The 19,584-nt window shown below is 56.8% G+C and carries 16 protein-coding genes; 7 read left to right on the top strand and 9 right to left on the bottom strand.

Annotation, left to right across the window (positions count from 1 at the left end; genetic code table 11):
- Positions 1-981, bottom strand: coding sequence for a P-type conjugative transfer ATPase TrbB (gene trbB, locus PB2503_RS11995; protein WP_013301528.1), 981 nt, complete (start codon positions 979-981; stop codon positions 1-3).
- Positions 982-1,407: 426 nt separating this feature from the next.
- On the opposite strand from trbB, the gene PB2503_RS11990 reads away from it, so the two are divergent.
- Positions 1,408-5,898: an NACHT domain-containing protein gene (locus tag PB2503_RS11990; protein ID WP_013301527.1), complete on the top strand. Its 4,491-nt coding sequence runs from the start codon at positions 1,408-1,410 to the stop codon at positions 5,896-5,898.
- Here PB2503_RS11990 and PB2503_RS11985 read toward each other — a convergent pair.
- The 4 genes from PB2503_RS11985 to traG all read right to left on the bottom strand — a co-directional run bounded on the left by PB2503_RS11985 (position 5,895) and on the right by traG (position 9,277).
- Positions 5,895-6,278: a DUF5615 family PIN-like protein gene (locus tag PB2503_RS11985; protein WP_013301526.1), complete on the bottom strand. Its 384-nt coding sequence runs from the start codon at positions 6,276-6,278 to the stop codon at positions 5,895-5,897. The two genes, PB2503_RS11990 and PB2503_RS11985, sit on opposite strands and share 4 nt — an antisense overlap.
- Before the next feature lie 18 nt (positions 6,279-6,296).
- Positions 6,297-6,884: a DUF433 domain-containing protein gene (locus tag PB2503_RS14165; protein WP_013301525.1), complete on the bottom strand. Its 588-nt coding sequence runs from the start codon at positions 6,882-6,884 to the stop codon at positions 6,297-6,299.
- Between the two features lie 89 nt (positions 6,885-6,973).
- Positions 6,974-7,351: a hypothetical protein gene (locus PB2503_RS11975; RefSeq protein ID WP_013301524.1), complete on the bottom strand. Its 378-nt coding sequence runs from the start codon at positions 7,349-7,351 to the stop codon at positions 6,974-6,976.
- Positions 7,352-7,354: 3 nt separating this feature from the next.
- Positions 7,355-9,277: an IncP-type conjugal transfer protein TraG gene (traG, locus tag PB2503_RS11970; RefSeq protein WP_083811081.1), complete on the bottom strand. Its 1,923-nt coding sequence runs from the start codon at positions 9,275-9,277 to the stop codon at positions 7,355-7,357.
- Positions 9,278-9,534: 257 nt separating this feature from the next.
- Between traG and PB2503_RS15205 the strand changes: the two genes are divergently transcribed.
- Positions 9,535-9,876: a DUF6932 family protein gene (locus tag PB2503_RS15205; RefSeq protein ID WP_083811080.1), complete on the top strand. Its 342-nt coding sequence runs from the start codon at positions 9,535-9,537 to the stop codon at positions 9,874-9,876.
- Between the two features lie 6 nt (positions 9,877-9,882).
- Here the strand turns inward: PB2503_RS15205 and PB2503_RS11965 are convergent.
- Positions 9,883-11,024 (bottom strand): IS3 family transposase gene (locus PB2503_RS11965; protein WP_148235142.1). Its coding sequence is split into 2 segments (ribosomal slippage): positions 9,883-10,760 and positions 10,760-11,024, totalling 1,143 coding nucleotides; the frame shifts between segments, so codons are not numbered across the junction.
- A 167-nt stretch (positions 11,025-11,191) separates the two neighbouring features.
- On the opposite strand from PB2503_RS11965, the gene PB2503_RS11955 reads away from it, so the two are divergent.
- From PB2503_RS11955 to PB2503_RS11930, 5 genes are all read left to right on the top strand, one after another.
- A complete protein-coding gene (locus PB2503_RS11955) occupies positions 11,192-12,652 on the top strand; it encodes a helix-turn-helix transcriptional regulator (protein WP_013301522.1) in 1,461 nt (486 codons plus the stop codon).
- A 2-nt stretch (positions 12,653-12,654) separates the two neighbouring features.
- Positions 12,655-13,230, top strand: a complete 576-nt coding sequence (locus PB2503_RS11950) for a DUF4186 domain-containing protein (protein WP_013301521.1) — start codon at positions 12,655-12,657, stop codon at positions 13,228-13,230.
- A 20-nt stretch (positions 13,231-13,250) separates the two neighbouring features.
- Complete coding sequence (locus PB2503_RS14610; RefSeq protein ID WP_148235283.1) at positions 13,251-14,276, top strand: hypothetical protein; 1,026 nt, start codon at positions 13,251-13,253, stop codon at positions 14,274-14,276.
- Positions 14,273-15,598, top strand: coding sequence for a hypothetical protein (locus PB2503_RS11940; RefSeq protein WP_013301519.1), 1,326 nt, complete (start codon positions 14,273-14,275; stop codon positions 15,596-15,598). The genes PB2503_RS14610 and PB2503_RS11940 overlap by 4 nt, the downstream gene beginning before the upstream one ends.
- Before the next feature lie 439 nt (positions 15,599-16,037).
- On the top strand, positions 16,038-16,574 hold the full coding sequence (locus PB2503_RS11930) for an AAA family ATPase (protein WP_158305852.1): 537 nt from the start codon (positions 16,038-16,040) through the stop codon (positions 16,572-16,574).
- Positions 16,575-16,600: 26 nt separating this feature from the next.
- Here PB2503_RS11930 and PB2503_RS11925 read toward each other — a convergent pair whose 3' ends face one another.
- From PB2503_RS11925 to PB2503_RS14745, 3 genes are read right to left on the bottom strand one after another with little or no spacing between them, the layout of a single operon-like run.
- Positions 16,601-18,538 carry a relaxase/mobilization nuclease domain-containing protein gene (locus PB2503_RS11925; RefSeq protein ID WP_013301516.1) on the bottom strand — a complete coding sequence of 646 codons (1,938 nt, stop codon included), beginning with the start codon at positions 18,536-18,538 and terminating at the stop codon, positions 16,601-16,603.
- Entirely contained in the window at positions 18,535-19,230 is a 696-nt protein-coding gene (locus PB2503_RS11920; protein ID WP_013301515.1) for a S26 family signal peptidase, read from the bottom strand. The genes PB2503_RS11925 and PB2503_RS11920 overlap by 4 nt, the downstream gene beginning before the upstream one ends.
- The gene (locus tag PB2503_RS14745; protein WP_013301514.1) at positions 19,220-19,474 is read right to left on the bottom strand and encodes a helix-turn-helix transcriptional regulator; all 255 of its coding nucleotides are present in this window, start codon (positions 19,472-19,474) and stop codon (positions 19,220-19,222) included. Before PB2503_RS14745 ends, PB2503_RS11920 begins: the two co-directional genes overlap by 11 nt.
- Between the last annotated feature and the right edge of the window lie 110 nt (positions 19,475-19,584).

Below are 19,584 nucleotides of genomic sequence, written 5' to 3'. Positions count from 1 at the left end.
TTAATTGACGATGTTGAGAAAGGGGGCGGCGAGCGGCTCGGTCCGGTATTCAGTGCCGTCAAAGCCGGTAATCCGGAGCGCCTGCTCGACGCGGCGGGCGCCGCTTGCGCGGGACATGAAGACGATCACATCGACCGCCTCGCCGATCAGGGCATGGGGAAGGGCGGTCGTTGCTTCCTCGACCAGCTGTTCGAGCCGGGTCAGTGCGCCGGAGGCGGAATTCGCATGCAGCGTGGTGATCCCGCCCGGATGGCCGGTATTCCAGGCCTTGAGGAGGTCGAGGGCTTCGCCGCCGCGGACCTCGCCGACAATGATCCGGTCAGGCCGAAGCCGCATGGTGGAGCGGACAAGATCGCGAAGCGTGATGCCGGACCGATGCGTCCTGAGCTGCGTCACATTTTCGGCGGAGCAGCGGAGCTCGCGCGTGTCTTCCAGAATGACGATCCGGTCTTCAGCCAAGGCCGGTTCGGACAGCAATGCATTGGCAAAGGTCGTCTTGCCCGATGACGTGCCGCCCGCAACAACAATGTTGAGCCGGTCTTCAAGTGCCTGCCGAAGCCCGACACAAAGCGCCGGCGTCAGCGCGCCTGTTTCGACATAGGTATCCAGCGCGATCGGTTGGCCTGCCGGCTTGCGGATCGCAAAGCAGGGCGCCTCGGAAACGGGCGGCAGGATGCCTTCGAACCGCTCGCCGGAGCCAGGCAGTTCGGCCGACACAATCGGAGACGCCCGGTCGCAGACCTCACCGACGGAGGACGCGACCAGCCGGATGATCCGCTCGCGCTCGGCACGGCCCAGCGTCTCGGATGCCCGGCGCAATCCGAAACCTGCCTTCTCGACCCAGACCGAGCCGTCAGGATTGGCGAGGATCTCGATCGTGTCAGGCGCCGCCAGCGCTGCCCCAACTGGACCGTCGAAGGCCGTGCGGAGCATAGCTGTACGGCGGGTCTCGGTCTCGCTGGGCTGGGGCAGGGCAGACATGGTTAGGCGTGGTCCTCATCGGTGATGGGACCAGCATCAGGGCATCAAATGCTGCCGCACAGTTGGGGCCGGAGGACACGAAAGGCGCCTGCGGGAAGTCCGAGGACGCAGAAGGGCAATTCACATAGCGCCGCAGAGATTGATATCGGGCTGGAAGGCAAGATCGGCCTAGGCAAGCGCCTCGGCATTTATTGCCGCGCGGCAGGACTGCCGTTCTCGATCGCATCAAGGGAAGACAATAAGTGTCTCTATCCGGTTGAGGCAAAGACGATGCTGCTGCATTCAATGATAAGGATAAGACTGCATCAACATTGTTAAATCCTGAAACGTGTCCCTCATACTGTTGTTGCCGGTTTGTGGCCATTCGAATGAAAGCAGACTCGAAGTACGGATGTGTTTCATTACCCAGAACGGACGCGAGCATAAATGACGGTGGAAGGTGCAATCGGATCAGCGGGGCTCGGATGGACGGCCGGCAAACTCCTCGATGCATTGTCTACGCCGCTCAAGAACGTCCTTTCCGAAATTGAACTCAATCGCGCAATCACATCTGCGCTCGAACGCTCTGAAGATCGGCTGAAATCAGAGCTTGCAGCCGAGGACTGGAAGATCGTCAGCGAGACGATCCAGCAGCATCAACCGCTTGTGTTCACGGTCGCGCTGGAAACGCTTCATCGGCGGACCGCTGGGACCGGGATGCAGCCATTGAGAGAGGCGCTGTCCGCCCGGATAGCGCGAGATACAGGCTTATCCGAGTCCTTGGCGGCTCGCCTGGCGGGTATTCTCGACGACGAGCTTTGGAGCAAACCGCCACTGTCGCAACATAGGCAGGCGCTCGCCATTTACCTCCAGGAAGCAAAACTGGATTTGCTTGTTGGCGAGCTGGTGCCCGACCGACGCCTGTCCGCTGTACTCGATCGCGTTCGCCTAGCGTCACGCCAAGATCGCGCCAAACGGCTAGATCGCGTTCACCAATCCGGCCCTATTATCCCGCGGCGACTCGAACGTGTTCGCGAAGACGGCGCCGAGACACTTCTGATGCCGGACGTTGCTGCACTCTTTGCGCCACAATGGGTTGCCTCCATCGTTGATCTCGCCGGCGCCGGCAAGTCGACAACACTGTTCCTTCTGGCAGACGCAATTGAGACCGCTTCTGAGAACACGGCTGTGATCGTTTTGCCGATGGCAGAAGTTGCGCTCAAATCTGACGTATTCGAGGCAATCGCAAAACGCGATGCGTTCATGGAACACAAGGTAACATATGCTGATCTCGCTGCGCTGGCGCGGGCAGGTGACTTGGTCATCCTGTTCGATGGATGGAATGAGCTGCCGCCTGCTGATCGTAAGACAGTCCGGGATGCGATCAGCCACTTTCATCAGGATTATGAACATGCGCCGCTTTGCTTTGCGACGCGCCCGTCCTGGTTCCCGCTCCCCGTTCCGCCAAAGGCGCAATTCGATCTCGATCGCCTGTCCTACGCTGACCGGGAGCATTTTGTTCGAGAGGTTGCGGGCGAGTCAGGCGTTACGGCGCTACGGTATGCTCAGCAGAGACCGGCGCTGCGGCGCGTGCTCGGAACGCCCTTCTTTCTCAGCATATTCGCCCGCCTGCCGTGGAGTGATTCCGACAGGGACATTCCACAAACGGCGGCAGCCCTTATTGGAGCCTTCGTTGATGAAGAGTTTGCGAGGATGCTGCAACGTACCGGCGCGCCTGCTGAACGCATAGAAGTTCTTCGCGAACTGCTGGAAGCACTTGCCAACGAAATGGTCGAAACAAATCGCCTAGATCTGTCATGGTCACGGGTCAGCGAAATCATCGAGCCCTTCAGGAAGCGATCTGGCGTAGCGGCGTTTGGGGCAGACACCCAAACGATACTGGAGGAAATAAGCCTCCAGTCCTTTGTTCATGTCGACGAAGATAGTGGTGCAAGAACACTCGCTTTCGATCATCAGATGCTCAGAGACTGGTTCGCATCATCCCGGGTTGCCTTTGAAATCGAGGCCTGTTCCGCGGATGGCAATACGCCGTGCAAGGCAATCGGTGCGCTGGGAAATCAGCGATCATGGGAGGGCGCACTTGAAATCGCCGTTGAACAAATGTCTCAGGACGGCCCGGCTTCTCCTGGATTGCAGAGGTTCCTGATGGAGATGTGCGGCGTCGATGTCGCCTTCGCCGGCAAACTGATTGGCGTGCTTGGAAATGAAGCCTGGCAGAGCATTTCTGGCGCGATCACATCCTTTGTCGACGAATGGGCCGAGGAAACCGATCCTGAAGCCTTATTTGACTTCATGATCAGCACAGGACGGGCGGATTTTTCGGAACGGATCTGGAAGGATCTCGAACAGAATGACGATCACCGCCGCCGCGGCGGCTTGACGGGCAGGCGTCCCTTCAATCCGGCGATCCTCGGAACTGGCTGGAGGGACCGGTTTAGGACGCTTCCGGAAGAAACCCGTAGAAGTGTTATCCACGATCTTTGCTATATGGGAGGCGAGGTGGGCCTCAGAAGTGGCCTTGAGCTTGCGCTCGGCGAGCCGAAATCGGATGCCCTTGGCTTCGTTCTGGACGAACTTCATTATCGCCGCCGAAGTGAGTTGGCCCGCGAGCTCTTCGAAAAATTCTCCGACGATCATTGGAGTCGTTGGGCGCTCGACTCCCGGGTCAGCGCTTTGGCTGCCGAAAAAGCCCGGGATATCTACGAGCCAGCTCTTATTCGGCAGATTAGAGCGGACGACCCATCGCATGCCCTAAGAGCAAAACTGACCTGGTGTGCGATGACCGGAGAACCTCTCACTCAGGAGGATATCAAGGCCGGCCTCGATCTAGATGAAAAGGACAAGGAAAATCGGCACTGGTTCGCGTCCCGGTTCAGGGAAATCGCGCCCGACCTCCTTTCGGATGTAATGTTGCGCCGGTACTTCGACGGCAACCGCATCTACCGGCCCGAAGACTATGTCCGGGACTTGTCAGAGCGTGACGAGCAGCGGCTCCTGCGCCTTCTCGGCGAACAAGAAGAGGATGTCCACAATACAGCGGGGCTAACCCGACTGCTGAAGGCGGGAAGCTTGCGGCAGCTGATCAGGCGCGCGTTCGACCTGCGAAATCAGATGCAGGGACTGTCCCGGCAAGAAGCTGCGCCTTTGTGGCGGGAGATTGTGCGGATACGAGACTATCTCGCACGGGCTGATCACGACACGCTCATCCGCGTACTTATCAATACCAGCGCCCGGTCAGGGGGCGAGGCATCGATCCTGTTCGATTTTGTCTTGTGGTGGAAGGGTGATTCGTATCCGGAGCAAGGTGGTCTTAAGCCCACAGGTCTTCAGCAGCTTGCACTTGGTCTTCAAGCGCGCCGATGGTGCCGCGCCGTGTTGGACGACCCGAACCGGTCCCGGGAATGGCTCGCAGACGGTGCTCGGGCGGTTGCTAGAATTGGCAGACTGCAGGATCTGTCTTTGTTGAAAGAGCTTCTCGATACCGAGCTTAATCAGCACCAAGCCGAGCAGGCGGAGTTCCTCCGTCTTCCGCCAGCGCGAAGAAGACGCAGCACCGCTCAAATGTATTACGACAATCTCATGAGGCAGGCCTTCTACGAGCTTCGGTCACCGGAGACGTGCAACATTTTGTTGGACTATTTTGGCGATGAGCGCTTTGAGATCTCCGCAGCCATTGCACTTCGTCCTTATGCGCCGTTCAGGACTGCGGACATTGTCGATAAGGGCAGAGTACTTGGGGGCCCCAGCAATGAGCTTCTCAGGCGACGGCGGCGAGCCTGGATCGAACGCCCGGAAACGCAGCAATGTCACCCCGTCGCGGCAAGGCTGCTCGACCGAGTTGCCGAGATTGATGTGCAATCCGAAGGGGGATGGTCGCGCATTCGTCAGCTGGCGACGTCTGCAGCCTGGATGGATTGCGGGCCGAGGATTCGGGAAATCTGGGACGTGATCGAGCGGAATCCTGAGCCTGGAAAGGCCTCGGAATTACTGGAGGCGCTATCTCACACCGGGCATCCGCTCAAAGCCGCGTGGATCACCCGCGGCCTCGACGCCGCTGAAGATAGGTATTTTTCTCAAAAGTGGCGACCAGACAACGACTTCTACATATTGCGGCCGTGGCTTGAGATGCTGAGCCGCTGCGACGATCCGATGGAACTCGTGCGCCGGATCGAAAAATACCCTGAATCTGTCAAACGCTGGCGCGTACGCGATTATGTCGGCGGCGTCATTGCCGATGATAAAGATGTCGAGATGGATACGGTCGAAGCTCTTGCAGCGCAAGGTTCGGATGAGGAGGGCACCTATGCAAGAGTGAACGCTCTTTTTCGCATCGGTTCTGATCGTGCGCTTGAAACCCTTCTCGAAGACGCGATGAACGGTCGACATGGCCGGCATCTCCATTTTTTTGGGCACGGGCCCAATGCGCTTTCCGAGTATCTCGCCAAGAAGCCTGAGCGGTTCGTGGCACTTGTCGACGATCTGCTCACCCGGTCTGACGGTGACGCGCGCCTTACCCGGCTTTCCAGCATTGTCGATGGGCTGGACTCTCCCGTACTTTTCGAGATCGCCATGGAACGCGCAGTGAAATCAGGAGAGGATGCGTGGAAGCGTCTCGTTGCCAAGATGCTCCCGGATCAATGCATACTGCGCGAACCGATCGGACAATCGGGCTATGAGCTCACCCAGAAGCCTCTGGCCGCGCTCCGTCAGCGGATCTTTCATTTGTCGCGCACAAGTGATGGTGAGTTCTGGCGAGAGCAATTGGCGCGGATTGACGCCATCATTGGCGAATATGGCGGAAGTCCCGATGATCCACGACATCCCGATCTGGCCAGCGGTGTGCCGCATCCAGCGACGGGTGAAAATTTGTGGTACGGGCCTGCGTCAGATCACAGTCCCTCCGCGCCGGCGAGTTAGTCGTCCACAGGCAGATCATACAGCCTCATCGATCCGTTCGATGTGATCTCAAGTACTGAATTGATCATCACCATCATCGGATCACCAAGCGTGTGCAGAAAAGCGATTGCTTGCTCGACCAGTTCCTTCGAGCGGGCTTTACCTGCCACAGGAAGGATAATGAGGCCGGGATGAATCTCCTCGGTCGCAACAAGCGCTCTGAAATCCCGGGCATTCTGGGTGACAATGACCAGATTATTGTCGACGCACCTTCGAAGCACAACATGGTCAGGATCGCCGAGCCCTCCGAAGTCCCTCGGATGTTGTGCGACATGAAATCCTGTCGCATTCAATTCTGCCGCCAATGAAGGCGACAGGCACTCGTCAATGAAGAGTTCCACCCCGCCCGTCGCCTTCGATTATGCGGCCGCATGCCAGGGCCGTTTGGGGCGGCCCATCATTGGGTTGGCCTTGGCGTAGATAGCAGCGGCTTCGAAGGCCTCTCGCGGGACGCTGGGATAGTCACCTGCAATCTCATCAAGGCCTTCGCCATCTTCAAGCCGCGCCAATACGGAATAGACAGTGATCCGCGTATTCGCGATCACCGGCGTCCCACCCAGAATCTCCGGGTTGGAGACAATATGTGCGTCCCTAGCGTTCACGTATCGCAGCGCTTTCGCATATGGTTCGCTCACAAGTTCATCCACCTTCAAAATAGCCATTGGAGCAAACTCCACGGGCTTCAATGTACCGACTTCGAGCGTCTTTAATTGAGCCCAAAGCGCTTTCTTATACTTCACCGGCAAATCCGTCAGCTTTGCCGCCTTGATGGCGGCGAGATAGATCACTGCATTGACCGGGAGAAAACGCGTTGCTCCACCCCGTCGTCTTGCCTTTTTTTCCTTGGCTTTCAGCACTTTCGTCTCAAGTGCCTTTTCTACGACATTCGCCGTAACACCTGCCAGCTGTGCTGTTTCCTTTACCGTCAAGTCCGATGTCGTCGTCATAAGTCTTTCCTCATGAGGTAAGACTTAGTATCAATGGATGCTATTTGCAATAGTAATTGTCGTGTAGCCACCAAATGGCTGCCGTGAGTTCAATTCCAAATATGTGGATTGGAGCGCTCAACGACGCGCTTGGTCAGCGCTTCCAGCTCGCTTCGAGCCCTCGTTGCATCTGTTGGCGTCTCGAACGGGTTCTTGCCTGGTCGCTGCCGTAACCATTCGAAAATGAACTCGATCAAGAGGTCCGTCTGGAAAGCTGTTCCTGTCTCCAGCTTTTCGATCTGGTCTTCCACCCGTTCCAGCCGCTGGATGATCGCGGCATCGGGCCGGTCTTCAGGCGGTGTGAACAACAGGGTCAGAGCTTCGTCGATCAGCGTGCCGACGTGGACACCATTCTCAGCAGAGAACTGCTTCACCTTGCGATGGTTCGTCTCGGAGACACGGATATGAAGCCGTGGATTGCGCGCCATGTCCTAAAGCTCCCGTCCGCCATTTTCCTGGACTTGAAGGTAGTAGCGCGCGATCTGGTCCTGAATGCCGCCACGCTGCTGAGGTGCGTGCTCTTCCTCATTCGCAATATCCTGCGAGATCTCATCCTCATCGCCGATGTCCGGTCCCACCGCTCGCGCCAGCCCGCCGGAATTACCGTCTGAGGGGGATGGTCCAGATCGATGATATCCACCGAACCGCATTGCGTCTGCACCCGCTGAGTTGACCGGCAACGCACCGACCCGCTCAGTGAAGTTACGATCTTCATAGTAACGGAGCTTCTTCGCCCGGATCGGCGGATGGCTCGCCAGGAAGATCAGCGCGTCATCGGCCGGCATCTGCATTACTTCGCCGGGCGTCAGAAGCGGGCGTTGGGTTTCCTGTTGCGAGACCATGACATGACTGAGCCAGGGCGCGAGCCGGTGCCCGGTATAATTCTTCTGGTTTCGCTGCTCTGTCGTGGTGCCGAGCATGTCTGAAATACGCTTGGCAGTGCGCTCGTCATTCGTCGCGAACGCGATCCGGACATGGCAATTGTCGAGGATTGAATTGTTCTGCCCATAGGCCTTCTCGACCTGGTTCAGAGACTGAGCAATGAGGAAGGCGCGGATCCCATAACCGGCCATGAAGGCGAGCGAACTCTCGAAGAAGTCCAGACGTCCAAGCGCAGGGAATTCGTCTAGCATCAACAGGGTCTGCCGGCGGTCTTTTCCATCCGGCAGCTCTTCGCAAAGCCGCCGGGCAATCTGATTGAGGATCAACCGCATCAACGGCTTGGTCCGCGAGAGATCAGACGGCGGAACCACCAGATACAACGACGCAGGACTTTCGCCGCGAAACAAATCCTCGATTCGCCAATCCGAACCGGAGGTCGCCCGCTGGACAACCGGATCGCGGTAGAGCCCCAGGAACGAAATGGCCGTCGACACGACCGATGACTTTTCGTTCTCCGACTTGTTCAGAAGTTCACGTGCCGCCTCCGCCACAACGGGATGCGTCAATGGCCGGTTGCGGCTTCCCAAATGGTTCGCCTCAAGCATGCGCTCCAGCGTATCATCGATCGGCCGGGCTGGATCAGACAGCAGCGTCGCCACGCCCGCTAACGATTTGTCATCTTCGGCATATAGAACGTGCAGGATGGCACCAACGAGCAGTGAATGCGCCGTCTTGTCCCAATGGCTACGCCGCTCCAGAGAGCCATCAGGATCGACCAGAATGTCCGCCACATTCTGCGCGTCGCGGACCTCATGTGCCCCGAGCCGCACTTCCAGCAAGGGATTGAAGCGTGAACTCGACAAGTCTGTCGGATCGAACCGAACGCATCGAGAGAAGTCCGACCGCCATTTCGACGTCAGCGCCCAGTTCTCTCCCTTGATGTCATGAATGATCGCATTGCCTGTCCAGGACAGAAGGGTAGGGATCACCAACCCAACACCTTTGCCCGACCGGGTCGGCGCGAAGGCCATGACATGCTCGGCGCCCGCATGCCGGAGATACCGGCCTCTGAATCGTCCCAGCACTACGCCAGACGTACCAAGCAGACCAGATCGCCGAACGTCCCGCGCCGATGACCAGCGCGCAGAGCCATAGGTCGTCGCATTCTTCTCGCGTCGTGCCCGCCAGAGCGACGCGATGATCGCCATTACAACACCGGCGATGCCACCCAGCGAGGCAATCAAACCCGCACGCGCAAACACGTCTGGCGCATAAGCATCATAGGCATACCACCACTGGAACAGCCGCCACGGCTTGTATACTGGCTGACCCGCAAGCTCGAACCAGGGTCCGCCCAAACGCGGTTGATGGTCCAGAATACCCGCCACCCACTGCGTCGCTATCCACACCGAACAGGTGATCAGCAAAAGCGTCAGCAGGAACTGCCCCAGTAGAAACTTTGTCGGGGTTATCTGTGGTCTCCTTCCTAGCTGGTTGAAACATTACCTGGCACCTAAGCAGCTTGCCCAATGAAACTGCGGGATATTGGGGGAACAAGCTGGGTGCCTCGGCTTTTGGCTAAACCGGCTCCAACACCTGACCGAGTGGAGGGCGAAGGCCACACCGAAGGCGCTGGGTCAAAGGTGAGTTGAACCCAGGTAAGTGAATACCGGCCGTCCGAAAGCATAGATCGTTGACAATTGGCGCAACACAACATATTCGTTGTGTTATGTCATTGAAGATTGATCCTGCTACTGGCTACCTTCCGCCTGGCGTTCATGAAACGACATGGTCAGATGTGGAGCTCTTATGTGGTACAAATTCTCACCGACAGCGTCTTTTGCGAGGATTGAAGCAAGCTCTGCTCAACCTTCGTAAAGCTGGGTGTAAGATCGTATTGCTCGATGGAAGCTTCGTTTCATCGAAGTCTCTTCCAAATGATTATGACGGCGCGTGGGAACCATCCGGTGTCGACCCTGATCTGATTGATGAGGTGCTGTTGACGTTCGACGACGGTCGTGGCCTGACCCCACGAGGTGGTCCAACGGTAGCGTTAGACCTGGCAGGTTAGCGGGGCTCATGCCGCCGCACCTTCATAGTAAGGCGGCGGGAGCCCCGCGGGCAAGATGGTCTTCGGTGCGGGCGGGTTGTACCCCAGCGATGAGTGTGGCCGCAGCTGATTGTAGTGGCGCCTCCACCACTCGATGAGGGCCTTCGCTTCCTTCAGTGTATAGACGATTTCCCGGTCCAGGAACTCGTCCCTGAGTTTCGAGTTGAAGCTCTCGCAATAGCCGTTCTCCCATGGTGAGCCAGGCTCGATATACAGTGTCGTCACGCCCAGCCTGCCGAGCCATCCCCGGACAGCCGTAGCGATGAACTCTGGTCCGTTGTCGGAGCGAATGTTCTCCGGTGGCCCGTGGATGAGGAACAGCTGAGAGAGCTCTTCGAGCACGTTTTGCGAGTTGAGCCTTCGCTCGACGCGAATCGAGAGGCACTCTCTCGTGAACTCGTCGATGATGCAGAGCATCCGATAGACCCTTCCATCATGGGTCCGGTCCTGGACGAAGTCGTAGCTCCAGACGTGGTTCGGGCGCTCCGGCCGAAGCCGCACGCACGACCCATCGTTCAGCCATAGGCGCCCGCGTTTCGGTTGTTTCTGCGGTACTTTAAGCCCCTCCCGCCGCCAGATGCGATAGACCCGCTTCTGGTTCACGTGCCATCCGTCGCGCCGGAGCAATGCAGTCACCCGGCGATAGCCATAGCGGCCATACTGCTCAGCTAGCTGAATGATGGCACCGGTCAGCGCCTTCTCGCCAGGACGGCCCGAAGGACGCTTCCTCTGGGTCGAACGGTGCTGACCCACCACCTCGCAGGCACGGCGCTCTGAGACGCCATGCTCCTTCGTGACGTGATCGACGCATTTCCGACGGCGGTCGGGGCTCAGAAGTTTCCCTTTGCGGCCTCAGAAAGAATGAGCTTGTCCAGCGTGAGATCCGACACAGCCTTCCGTAGGCGTTGGTTCTCTTTCTCAAGCTCTTTAAGCCGCTTCGCCTGATCGACCTTCAGACCGCCATACTCCCGTCGCCACCTATAGTACGTCTGCTCGGTCACACCGATCGCCCGGCAGGCAATCCCGATGGTCTCGCCCTTCGCCAGGCGCACCTCGACCTCTCGCAAATGACCGATGATCTCCTCGGCCGTTCGTCTCTTCCGTCCCATTCCTCAGCTCCTTCCATGGAGCCAAGTCTAACACATCAACCGGACCACTTTTCGGGAGGCAGACCAACGGCGCTGGCTGAGGCCGGCGTCATCTACAGAGATTTCTTTCAGAAGGACCGCAACGGCGTCCCCAAAGGCGTTCTGGAGATAGATCTCGGGAGCATCGTATGATTACCAATGAGAGACAGTATAAGATTACCCGCACGCAGGCGGACAAGTTTCGCAAGGCGTTGGATGAACTTAGCAAGACACACGAGCTAAAAGCTGATTTGCATCCACGCTTAGCTCGCGCTGAACGAGAAGCGCTAGAGAGCCAACTTCAAGACTTAACTGATGAATTGGAGGCGTATGATGCACTTCAATCTTCCGAAGCCTCGATTATCGAGATCAATGACTTTAGTGAGCTTGCTGACGGCCTTATCAAGGCGCGTATCGCCTCGGGGCTCACTCAACAAGATCTCGCTGAGCGAGTAGGCCTGAAGCCACAACAAATCCAAAGATACGAGGCCGAAAGGTATGCAGGCGCAAGCCTGACCCGCCTGATTGAAATCGTGAAGGCACTTGGTGTCCGTATTTCCAATGATATTTTCGTGCCGTTTTCGCCGAGTGGGTTTGATGGTTTGGTTAAAAAGCTGTCTCAAGTAGGCGTGGACCGCGATTTCTTAACTGCGCGGCTCATGGACCCACGAGACACCGCCATTGTTCAGGACGAGTTGACATACGGTCCAGAAGAAGAAGCGGTTTCCATTGGTCGAACAACCGATGTTCTAAGTAGGATCTACGGATGGGATCGTGCGAGCTTGTTCAGCGCGCCACCCCTTGCCCCCCCAGCCATGGCCGCCGCAGAGGCCCGGTTCAAAATGCCGGCGCGTCGCGAACATTCTGAAACCAGCGCATATGCCGCATACGCACACTATTTGGCGCTCGTTGTCCTTAGTGCTGTACGAGAAGCTCCCGCTAAGGTGATTCCTGAAGATCCAGTTGTTATGCGCCGGTCCATCATCGACGCTTATGGATCAGTATCTCTGGTCTCTTGTTTACGTTTTGCTTGGGACTTGGGCGTTCCAGTTCTACCGCTCAATGACGGCGGAACCTTTCATGGGGCCTGCTGGCGCGTCGCCAGCCGAAACGTCGTCGTGCTGAAACAACGGTCTCCTCATCAGGCACGCTGGTTGTTTGATTTGTTGCATGAGCTTTATCACGCGTCTCAGTTTCCAGACCGGGAACGATTTGAGGTTATTGAGTTAGACGAAACATCAGCGGAGCGTCGAGAATCTGACGAGGAGATCATGGCTAGCCAGTATGCTGGCGAAGTCGCGTTGGATGGACGAGCGGACGAAATCGCGCAGTTGTGTGTTTCTGCAGCAGGCGGAAGTGTACAACGGCTCAAAGGCGTTGTGCCGAGAATAGCGGATCAAGAAAGTGTCGATCTGGGCGCGCTTGCGAATTACCTGGCCTTTCGACTTTCTTGGCAAGGAATTAATTGGTGGGGTGCGGCGGCGAACCTCCAGCGGACCGATCAGGACCCTTGGATGATCGCACGCGATATATTTTTCGAGCGCTTTCCATTTGAACAAACAGATCAAATTGACCGGGGACTGCTCGAACGCGCCCTCGAGAAAGGATGACCATGCCGCTATTTCAGAAACCCGAGCCTCTGAAAATTACCTGCACGATGACAGATTGCGACAATGATCTTCATTGTTTTAAGGCGACACAAAAAATGCCTGTCGGAGACCGCGGCAAGTGCCGCGCCTGCAACGCAGACCTGGTTGACTGGACACGAATACACAACCGGTCAATTGGGGACGCCAAATACACTTTCCAGGCACTCAAACGCGAAACGATCAGGCACCATTTCTTTCACGTGCCAATCGACCAAAAGGCGATCAACTACGCAAAGCGAAAAGGTAGGAAGAAGCTGAAAGACGCGATCAGGGCTCGTGTCCAAAAATCAATCGGATCCGCAAACCCTTCTTGGGACGGTCGCCAAACGCCGATGAGCGACAATCCAATATTCTACGGCCAACATGCCACCGCAACCTGTTGCCGAACTTGTCTAGAATACTGGCATGATATTCCAAAAGGAGTCCCACTAACTGAGGAGCAGATTGATTACTGCGTAGAAATTCTCGAGCTGTTTTTTGACGAGCGGCTCCCTGAAGTTGACGATAATCCTGTTCATGTCCCTCCGATCCGTCGGTGATCGGAACAAGAGTGTCTGAAATGAGCAACCAGAAGCACATAGACACTAACAGCTTTGCACGCTTACTTCGTGAAAAGGCGATCAAGCCTGATGAAAGAAAGCTGCTGGTTTCCGTCCTAGCGGGTTCAGGGCAAGAGTCGGACTTTGCTTCACCAGCCAATTGCAATGGCCTAGGACGGATTCGGCACTTCAGGCATGAGACAGCGCCAGGTTGGCCGATCAACCCCCTCCCAATTGTTCCAGCAGCAGAAGCGCTCGGCTTTGCTGATTCACCGAAGGTTATGACCGCGCAAGTTTTTCAGAATGCTGCGTGTCCCTGGCGGTGTTGGTACTGTTTCGTCCCGTACAATCTACTCAGTGCAGACGAAAGCCGGTCTCGATGGGTGGGTGCTGATGACCTCGTCCAACTTTATCGTCGGGAGCCAGAACCACCTCGGGTGATCGACTTATCAGGTGGTTCGCCAGATCTGGTTCCGGAATGGTCTGTCTGGATGATGGACGCACTTGATACAGCGGGGCTGAGCACCTCAACGTATCTCTGGTCAGACGACAATCTGAGCACAACTTACCTGTTCGACGAACTATCGACTGCACAGATTGATCGCCTTCAATCATACCCGAACTACGGACGTGTCTGTTGCTTTAAAGGCTTCGATGCCGCGTCTTTTTCGTTCAATACCAATGCTCAGAAAGGAGATTTTGATCGCCAGTTCGATATCATGGCTAGGTTGCTAACTCTGGATATCGATCTCTACGGGTATCTGACATTGACGGCGCCGTCCGACAATCAACTGGCAAGCAAAATGTCGGCGTTTATGGATCGTCTCCAGAGCTTGGATCCACATCTTCCCCTCAGAATAGTTCCACTAAAAATAGGTGTTTATGGTCCAGTAACCGGTCGACTCACGCCGGAACGAGAAAAAAGTTTGAAAATACAAGAGACCGCCATTGCGCTTTGGGTGGCAGAACTCGAGGCGCGCTATTCAAACGAACTGATCTCGCGATCGATTTGCGACATCCGTATAGGTGCGAGGAGTACCGCATGACGGTGGAATTGCATATGTCGGAATTGCCTTTTGAGCGACGCATCGATCTTTGGATGCTAGACGTTCTGCATAGACAGCCTTCAAGCTTTCTTCAGGTTTTGAGATCACTGCCGGGGGTGTTTCCTAGTGCGGCGCTCGCTTCACTGCGCCGGCTGCATAGAGCCGACCGTCTGAATGCACCCACCCTCCGTTTGTTGGAGTATCAAGCCCGAAGTGAATACGGGCCTATTGAGGTCGATCTAACGCTGCCCCCACCACACCCCCTCAATTATGAATGGCGTTTCACTCACGAAAGCGCACAGTTCATGATTTCGGAGGCAAAGCGTCGATCCGGCGTACACGGTCAAATTCTGATGCTGGGAACACCTGGCGTGGCCCGATCAGCACTTAAGGTACGTCCTGGCCAAGGTCTCACATTTCTGGGTGAAGACAACCATGTCACTCGCTTGTTGGAAGCCGAGAACAATTCCGTCGGCTCTCCAATTACACTCCACCGCTGTGGTGCCAGCTTGCCGGCAGGCTTTGCCGACACTGTACTATTGGATCCTCCATGGTACACAGATTTCGTTGAAAAAATGCTCCGAACGGCTGCGTTTGCGTGTCGAAGTGACGGAGTCGTTCTGTTCTCGTTAGCCCCGGTGGGTACGAATCGGTCAGCGTATAAGCATCGAGCTGACGTTTTCAGCTTGGCCGAATCGTATGGGCTGCAACTGGAGAGCATCAACGAAGCGGCACTTGCATACGAAACGCCATATTTTGAGGCGAATGCGCTCCGTGCTGCCGGCTTGGGTGCGCCAGCGGTCTGGCGAAGAGCCGACTTTGCGACATTCAGGAAATCGTCAGGTGTGGTCGAACGGACTGACACCAGCAGTACCAGTCAATCGCAATGGATCGATTTGCAGGTCGGGCGTATGCGCGTGTTTGTGAGGCGTTCAGTTGGCGCTACTGTCGGTGCGTCCGCAGCGCTTCGCCCGTTGTTGGATGGTGATATCCTGCCCACCGTAAGCCGCCATGACCCGCGGAGGGAAGGTGCTGACCTCTGGACATCCGGTAATCGCATTTTCAAGTGCTCGAGGCCGGATTTGGTCATTGCGGCGGCCAGCCTCACCCTTGACGAAATTATCGCGCGAGGATCAAGCGGCCCATCGACTACTCTGCTTTCAGAAATCGACGCAACCGTCCGACTCAAATACAAGTTGCAGGAATTGGCGACGAGAGAGGCTGCTGAAGAGCGCGGCCTCATTTTGGGGGAAGAGACGTGGATCGAGAAATCGACCTTTCAACACTCGCCCAACACGTCGATGGGCACTGCCGGTGGCTGAGCTATATCGATAGTGTTGAGGCCGGTAGGGTCAGCGCAGATGTGCACTTAGCTGTTTTTCAGGAGCCCTATCTGAGTTTCGTTCTGAATGGCCAAAAGACCGTAGAGTCACGCTTTAGTCGGATCGAATGTGCTCCGTACCGGCAAGTCCACTCTGGCGACATCATTTTGGTGAAACAGTCAGGAGGGCCGGTTCGAGCGATTACCCAAGCAGCGAAGATTGCCTATTTTGACTTTCAGAATGACTCTATTGAGAGAGTCAAAACGCTCTACGGAGCAGGGATCTGTGGGGACGACGAGTTTTGGGAATCTCAGAGGTCCGCGCTGTTCGCCACCATCATCGAACTTTGCTACACGATCGCTATAAAGCCGTTTGATATTCCCAAACGCGATCGACGTGGCTGGGTGCCACTTGACTGCCGCCAACGGAGTTTCAGCTTTTGATTGGCCGCATTGTTTGCTTCTCCGGCAAGATCGGAAGCGGAAAGTCATCGGTTAGCGAAGCTGTTGCGAATGCGCTTGCATGCAAGATGGCCAGCTTTGGCGGCTACATCCGGCATAAGGTAGAGAGCCAGGGCGGAGACCCGACAAGCCGGAAAGCTCTGCAAGACTATGGGCAACTTCGGGTCGATCAGAACATAGCTGAATTCTGCGATGACGTTCTAAGCTATTCGGGTTTCACAACTGGGGATGACCTCGTCGTCGATGGCATTCGGCATGTCGATGTCTACGACGCCTTGGTTCGTCGCCTGCCAAACTCGAGATTCCACCTCATCCACCTTGACCTAGATGACCGTTCGCGGAAGTCGAGAATGGCGGGAAGAGGCGATGACTTCAGCGACTTTGTTCGCGCCGAAGGTCACGTTGTCGAGAAGGACTTGAGCAGTAACCTCCCAAGCAGGGCTCACTTGGTCATCGATGCGTCCGCGCCAATTGAGGACATCGTCGGCAACATTCTCGTTTATCTGGCAAGCTGATGGCGTACAATTGGTTTGCACAAGCTTTATCGGCTGACCGATCGTGATTTGCCGATTTGCCATTGAAATGAATTGCCCGTCCGATTGAGCGTAACTTCTCGACCAAGCCAAACTGCATTTCTGTGGGATGCCGGAACAAGCGTGTAGCGATCTCGTCCCGTAATTACAGCAAACCGGCCTTGAGCCAGCTCGACGTGCTGCGAGTAGGTCCCGGAAAATTCACTCCAGCTTTCCGGATACGCAAAAGATAGTTCCATGCGAGCGCCTTCTGTCTTCATCGCCTTCTCAAATTCCGTTCTCTTGAGACGCTCAGCGTCTTCCGCGGTCGGCTGACCAGTTTGATCCAGCGTATAGCCCTCGGTTCGCAACCACACCTTTCGAATGCTGAGCAACTTTCGAAGTTCGTCCGCGAACGGACCCGTTGCGCCATCCAGCACATCGGTGTCGATCTGATCTAACCAAGTCTCTGCGTGCCGTTCAGCAAGCGCTTCAACGGGCAACCATGACCTCACGTCGATAGCAAGACCATGCTTTGTCGCTTCGGCCTGCAAAGCGCGCTCCTCGAAGTTGCTTGGGACGGCCCAGGTGCCATGAACATTCCTGTCGACGACTCCCAGTCGCCTCAGAGCCTCCAGCCGACGCTTATGCGCGAGCCGGAATGCCGGCGAACTCGATGGATCAGTCGCCTCGTGCAGCTCATCCGAATACACCCCGCCATTCCGTTCGGCGATCGCAGCAATCGTTATGTCCGCAGGCTTCGGTTCGACGGCTTTCCTCCCGACCGAAACAATCCCGCCAGGCTTGGGCAACTGAGCCGCTTCTTGTTCGGTCATCTCAATTGACCAGACTCGTCCATCGAGGCCTTCGATCAGTGCCGTCGTTCCGTTCCGCAATTCATCACCCGGCAAGGTGGCGGCAAGCTGTCCGAGAACTTCGCCACCAGAGTTCAAATCTCGGGGCAGGGCGTGCAGACGCGACGCATCGATTTTCCGGCCCTCCAGGTTGGCGAGCGATCTAACAATGTCCCCCCGCCTGCCAAGTGCCCGCAGCGTCTCCTGCCAACCTTCTTTCAAAGTCCAGCGACCATCCTCACGTCGCCTCGCAAGATCGAGTGTCCGAAGAAACCGAAGACGGCGATTAACGAGCGCGCCATCGAACCTTGACAATCCGCCCCGTTCACTCTCCGGCGTGTAACGTCCATCACTCAGTCTAGCCGCGATGTCGTGATCGATCGCCGTCAGCGCCTCTCGCTCGGCCTCGTTCGACCTTGCCGCTGCCATTTCTCGTAGCCGCCGCTGACCAAGCTCACGCGTCACCAGCTCCTGCGCCCGCGCCCGAAATCCCCGCGTGATGTATTTGCGGTCGATCAGCAGTTCACCATTCCGGGTATTGCCGCCGCGGATCACAATATGCACATGCGGTTGGCCCGTGTCGTGATGGTTGGCGGCGACCCAATCGAGCCGGCGGCCCAGATCCTTCTCGACCTGGCTTATGAACTCCCGCGTGAACCGCGTCAGGTCCTTCATCTGATCTGCGTCTTCCGGAGAGACGATCAACCGGAACTGCCGCCTGTCCTCGTCAGCCCGATTATTGAATGCTTTTGCATCCGCTTCATCGACACTCCGGTCATAGAGCTTGCCGCGCTCGCCCTCGCGCCCGGCCCCATCACGGCGGATGTAGGCGACATGCTTTGCAAAGCCCGCCACGCCGGTTGGACTCGCCCGCGCAATATGGACCTTCACAATGACCCGCCGAGCCTGCTGGCTGGACCAGTGCCGGGCAAGGGCGGCCTGCACTTTTCCGCGCCCTGCATGACGCACAGCGCCAGGCGGCAGGCCTTTGCGTCCGCGGCTTCCAAGCCGCCCCTTCGCGACGACGCGCTTCAGCCGTTTCAGCTGGGTCTTTGCCTTACCCTTCGACCTGATCTTCCCAAGCCGGGGAACGAAGTCGAAATCGTCGCTCACGGCTCCAAGTGCGCAGCGGATTGCAAATCCGTGCACCCGCCTTCCGGCACCGGGTCACACAAAAAAGGATGTGCAGACAATGGGTTAAGTGTCGCTGGGTGACACTCCCTTAATCTTGCCCTCCGGGACACAGAAGCCATTCCCGTCCCGCTATCTATCGCTTTGACGGTCGCCTGATCCTCAGCCGACCGGTTGCCATAAGTCCATATGGACCTGGCGACGCCAATGATGCGCGCGCCGTCCTGAACGCCGAAGTATCGTCCATCGACTGACAGGGGATGAGAGTTGAGCAGGAAAACGTCGCCGGCTTTGAGGGTCTGACAGCCCTGCCAGACGGGAAGGGCGCTGCCGGACTCGGTTACTTTGAGCGCATCAACAGATGTGATCCCGTTGATGGAGACCTGCGTATCGCATCTGCAAATCTCGTCACCGGATAGGCCCGCAACATGCTTCAACAAGGGCCAGTCGGAGCCAACAATTCCCTCATCGTTCAGCCAATGTCGAACCTCATCCGAGGGCGCAAACGCTACCAGATCGCCTGTCGAAATTCGCGCCGACCGGTCAACAAAGTAAAGGCCCTTGGGCATGCTTTCCGTCCGGTTCCAGATGAAGTCGGACCGGTTGATAATGCTGGCGGAGACCATGAGGCCTAGCCCGCATCCCATGCCTAACAACGCGATTCTACGACTCATCGCGAAGGCCTGTCCCCATGAACCTACGTCCATTGGTGTAAGCGATGATGTCCTTGCCGCGATACCAGACCTTGGCGCCGATCTTGTGATAAACCGGGCCTGTTCCCAGCGAACGCATATTGACCAGGGTCTTCGGTTTGAGGCCGAGATGGTCAGCGGTTTCATCCGTGTTCATCCATTCGGTCGGGGTTGGGAGGTTTGATTTGGGTCGAAGCTCCTCTCCACTTCTATTTGTCTCTGTCATAGCGTTGCTTCTCCTTTCCTCTACGCAACTCGAAGCCCTGACAGACTGCCAACTCATCCTCAGATTAAGAGTGTCTAACTTGCACCACACGCTCGCGACACCCTTGAATC

Source organism: Parvularcula bermudensis HTCC2503 (assembly GCF_000152825.2).
Lineage (GTDB): Bacteria > Pseudomonadota > Alphaproteobacteria > Caulobacterales > Parvularculaceae > Parvularcula > Parvularcula bermudensis.
This window is presented reverse-complemented; position numbering and strand designations above follow the sequence as displayed.

Excerpts from the sequence above, each read along its gene's own strand:
- trbB (WP_013301528.1), bottom strand. The coding sequence starts at position 981 with ATGTCTGCCCTGCCCCAGCCCAGCGAGACCGAGACCCGCCGTACAGCT.
- PB2503_RS11990 (WP_013301527.1), top strand. The coding sequence starts at position 1,408 with ATGACGGTGGAAGGTGCAATCGGATCAGCGGGGCTCGGATGGACGGCC.
- PB2503_RS14165 (WP_013301525.1), bottom strand. The coding sequence starts at position 6,884 with ATGACGACGACATCGGACTTGACGGTAAAGGAAACAGCACAGCTGGCA.
- PB2503_RS11975 (WP_013301524.1), bottom strand. The coding sequence starts at position 7,351 with ATGGCGCGCAATCCACGGCTTCATATCCGTGTCTCCGAGACGAACCAT.
- PB2503_RS15205 (WP_083811080.1), top strand. The coding sequence starts at position 9,535 with ATGTCATTGAAGATTGATCCTGCTACTGGCTACCTTCCGCCTGGCGTT.
- PB2503_RS11955 (WP_013301522.1), top strand. The coding sequence starts at position 11,192 with ATGATTACCAATGAGAGACAGTATAAGATTACCCGCACGCAGGCGGAC.
- PB2503_RS11950 (WP_013301521.1), top strand. The coding sequence starts at position 12,655 with ATGCCGCTATTTCAGAAACCCGAGCCTCTGAAAATTACCTGCACGATG.
- PB2503_RS14610 (WP_148235283.1), top strand. The coding sequence starts at position 13,251 with ATGAGCAACCAGAAGCACATAGACACTAACAGCTTTGCACGCTTACTT.
- PB2503_RS11940 (WP_013301519.1), top strand. The coding sequence starts at position 14,273 with ATGACGGTGGAATTGCATATGTCGGAATTGCCTTTTGAGCGACGCATC.
- PB2503_RS11920 (WP_013301515.1), bottom strand. The coding sequence starts at position 19,230 with ATGAGTCGTAGAATCGCGTTGTTAGGCATGGGATGCGGGCTAGGCCTC.
- PB2503_RS14745 (WP_013301514.1), bottom strand. The coding sequence starts at position 19,474 with ATGACAGAGACAAATAGAAGTGGAGAGGAGCTTCGACCCAAATCAAAC.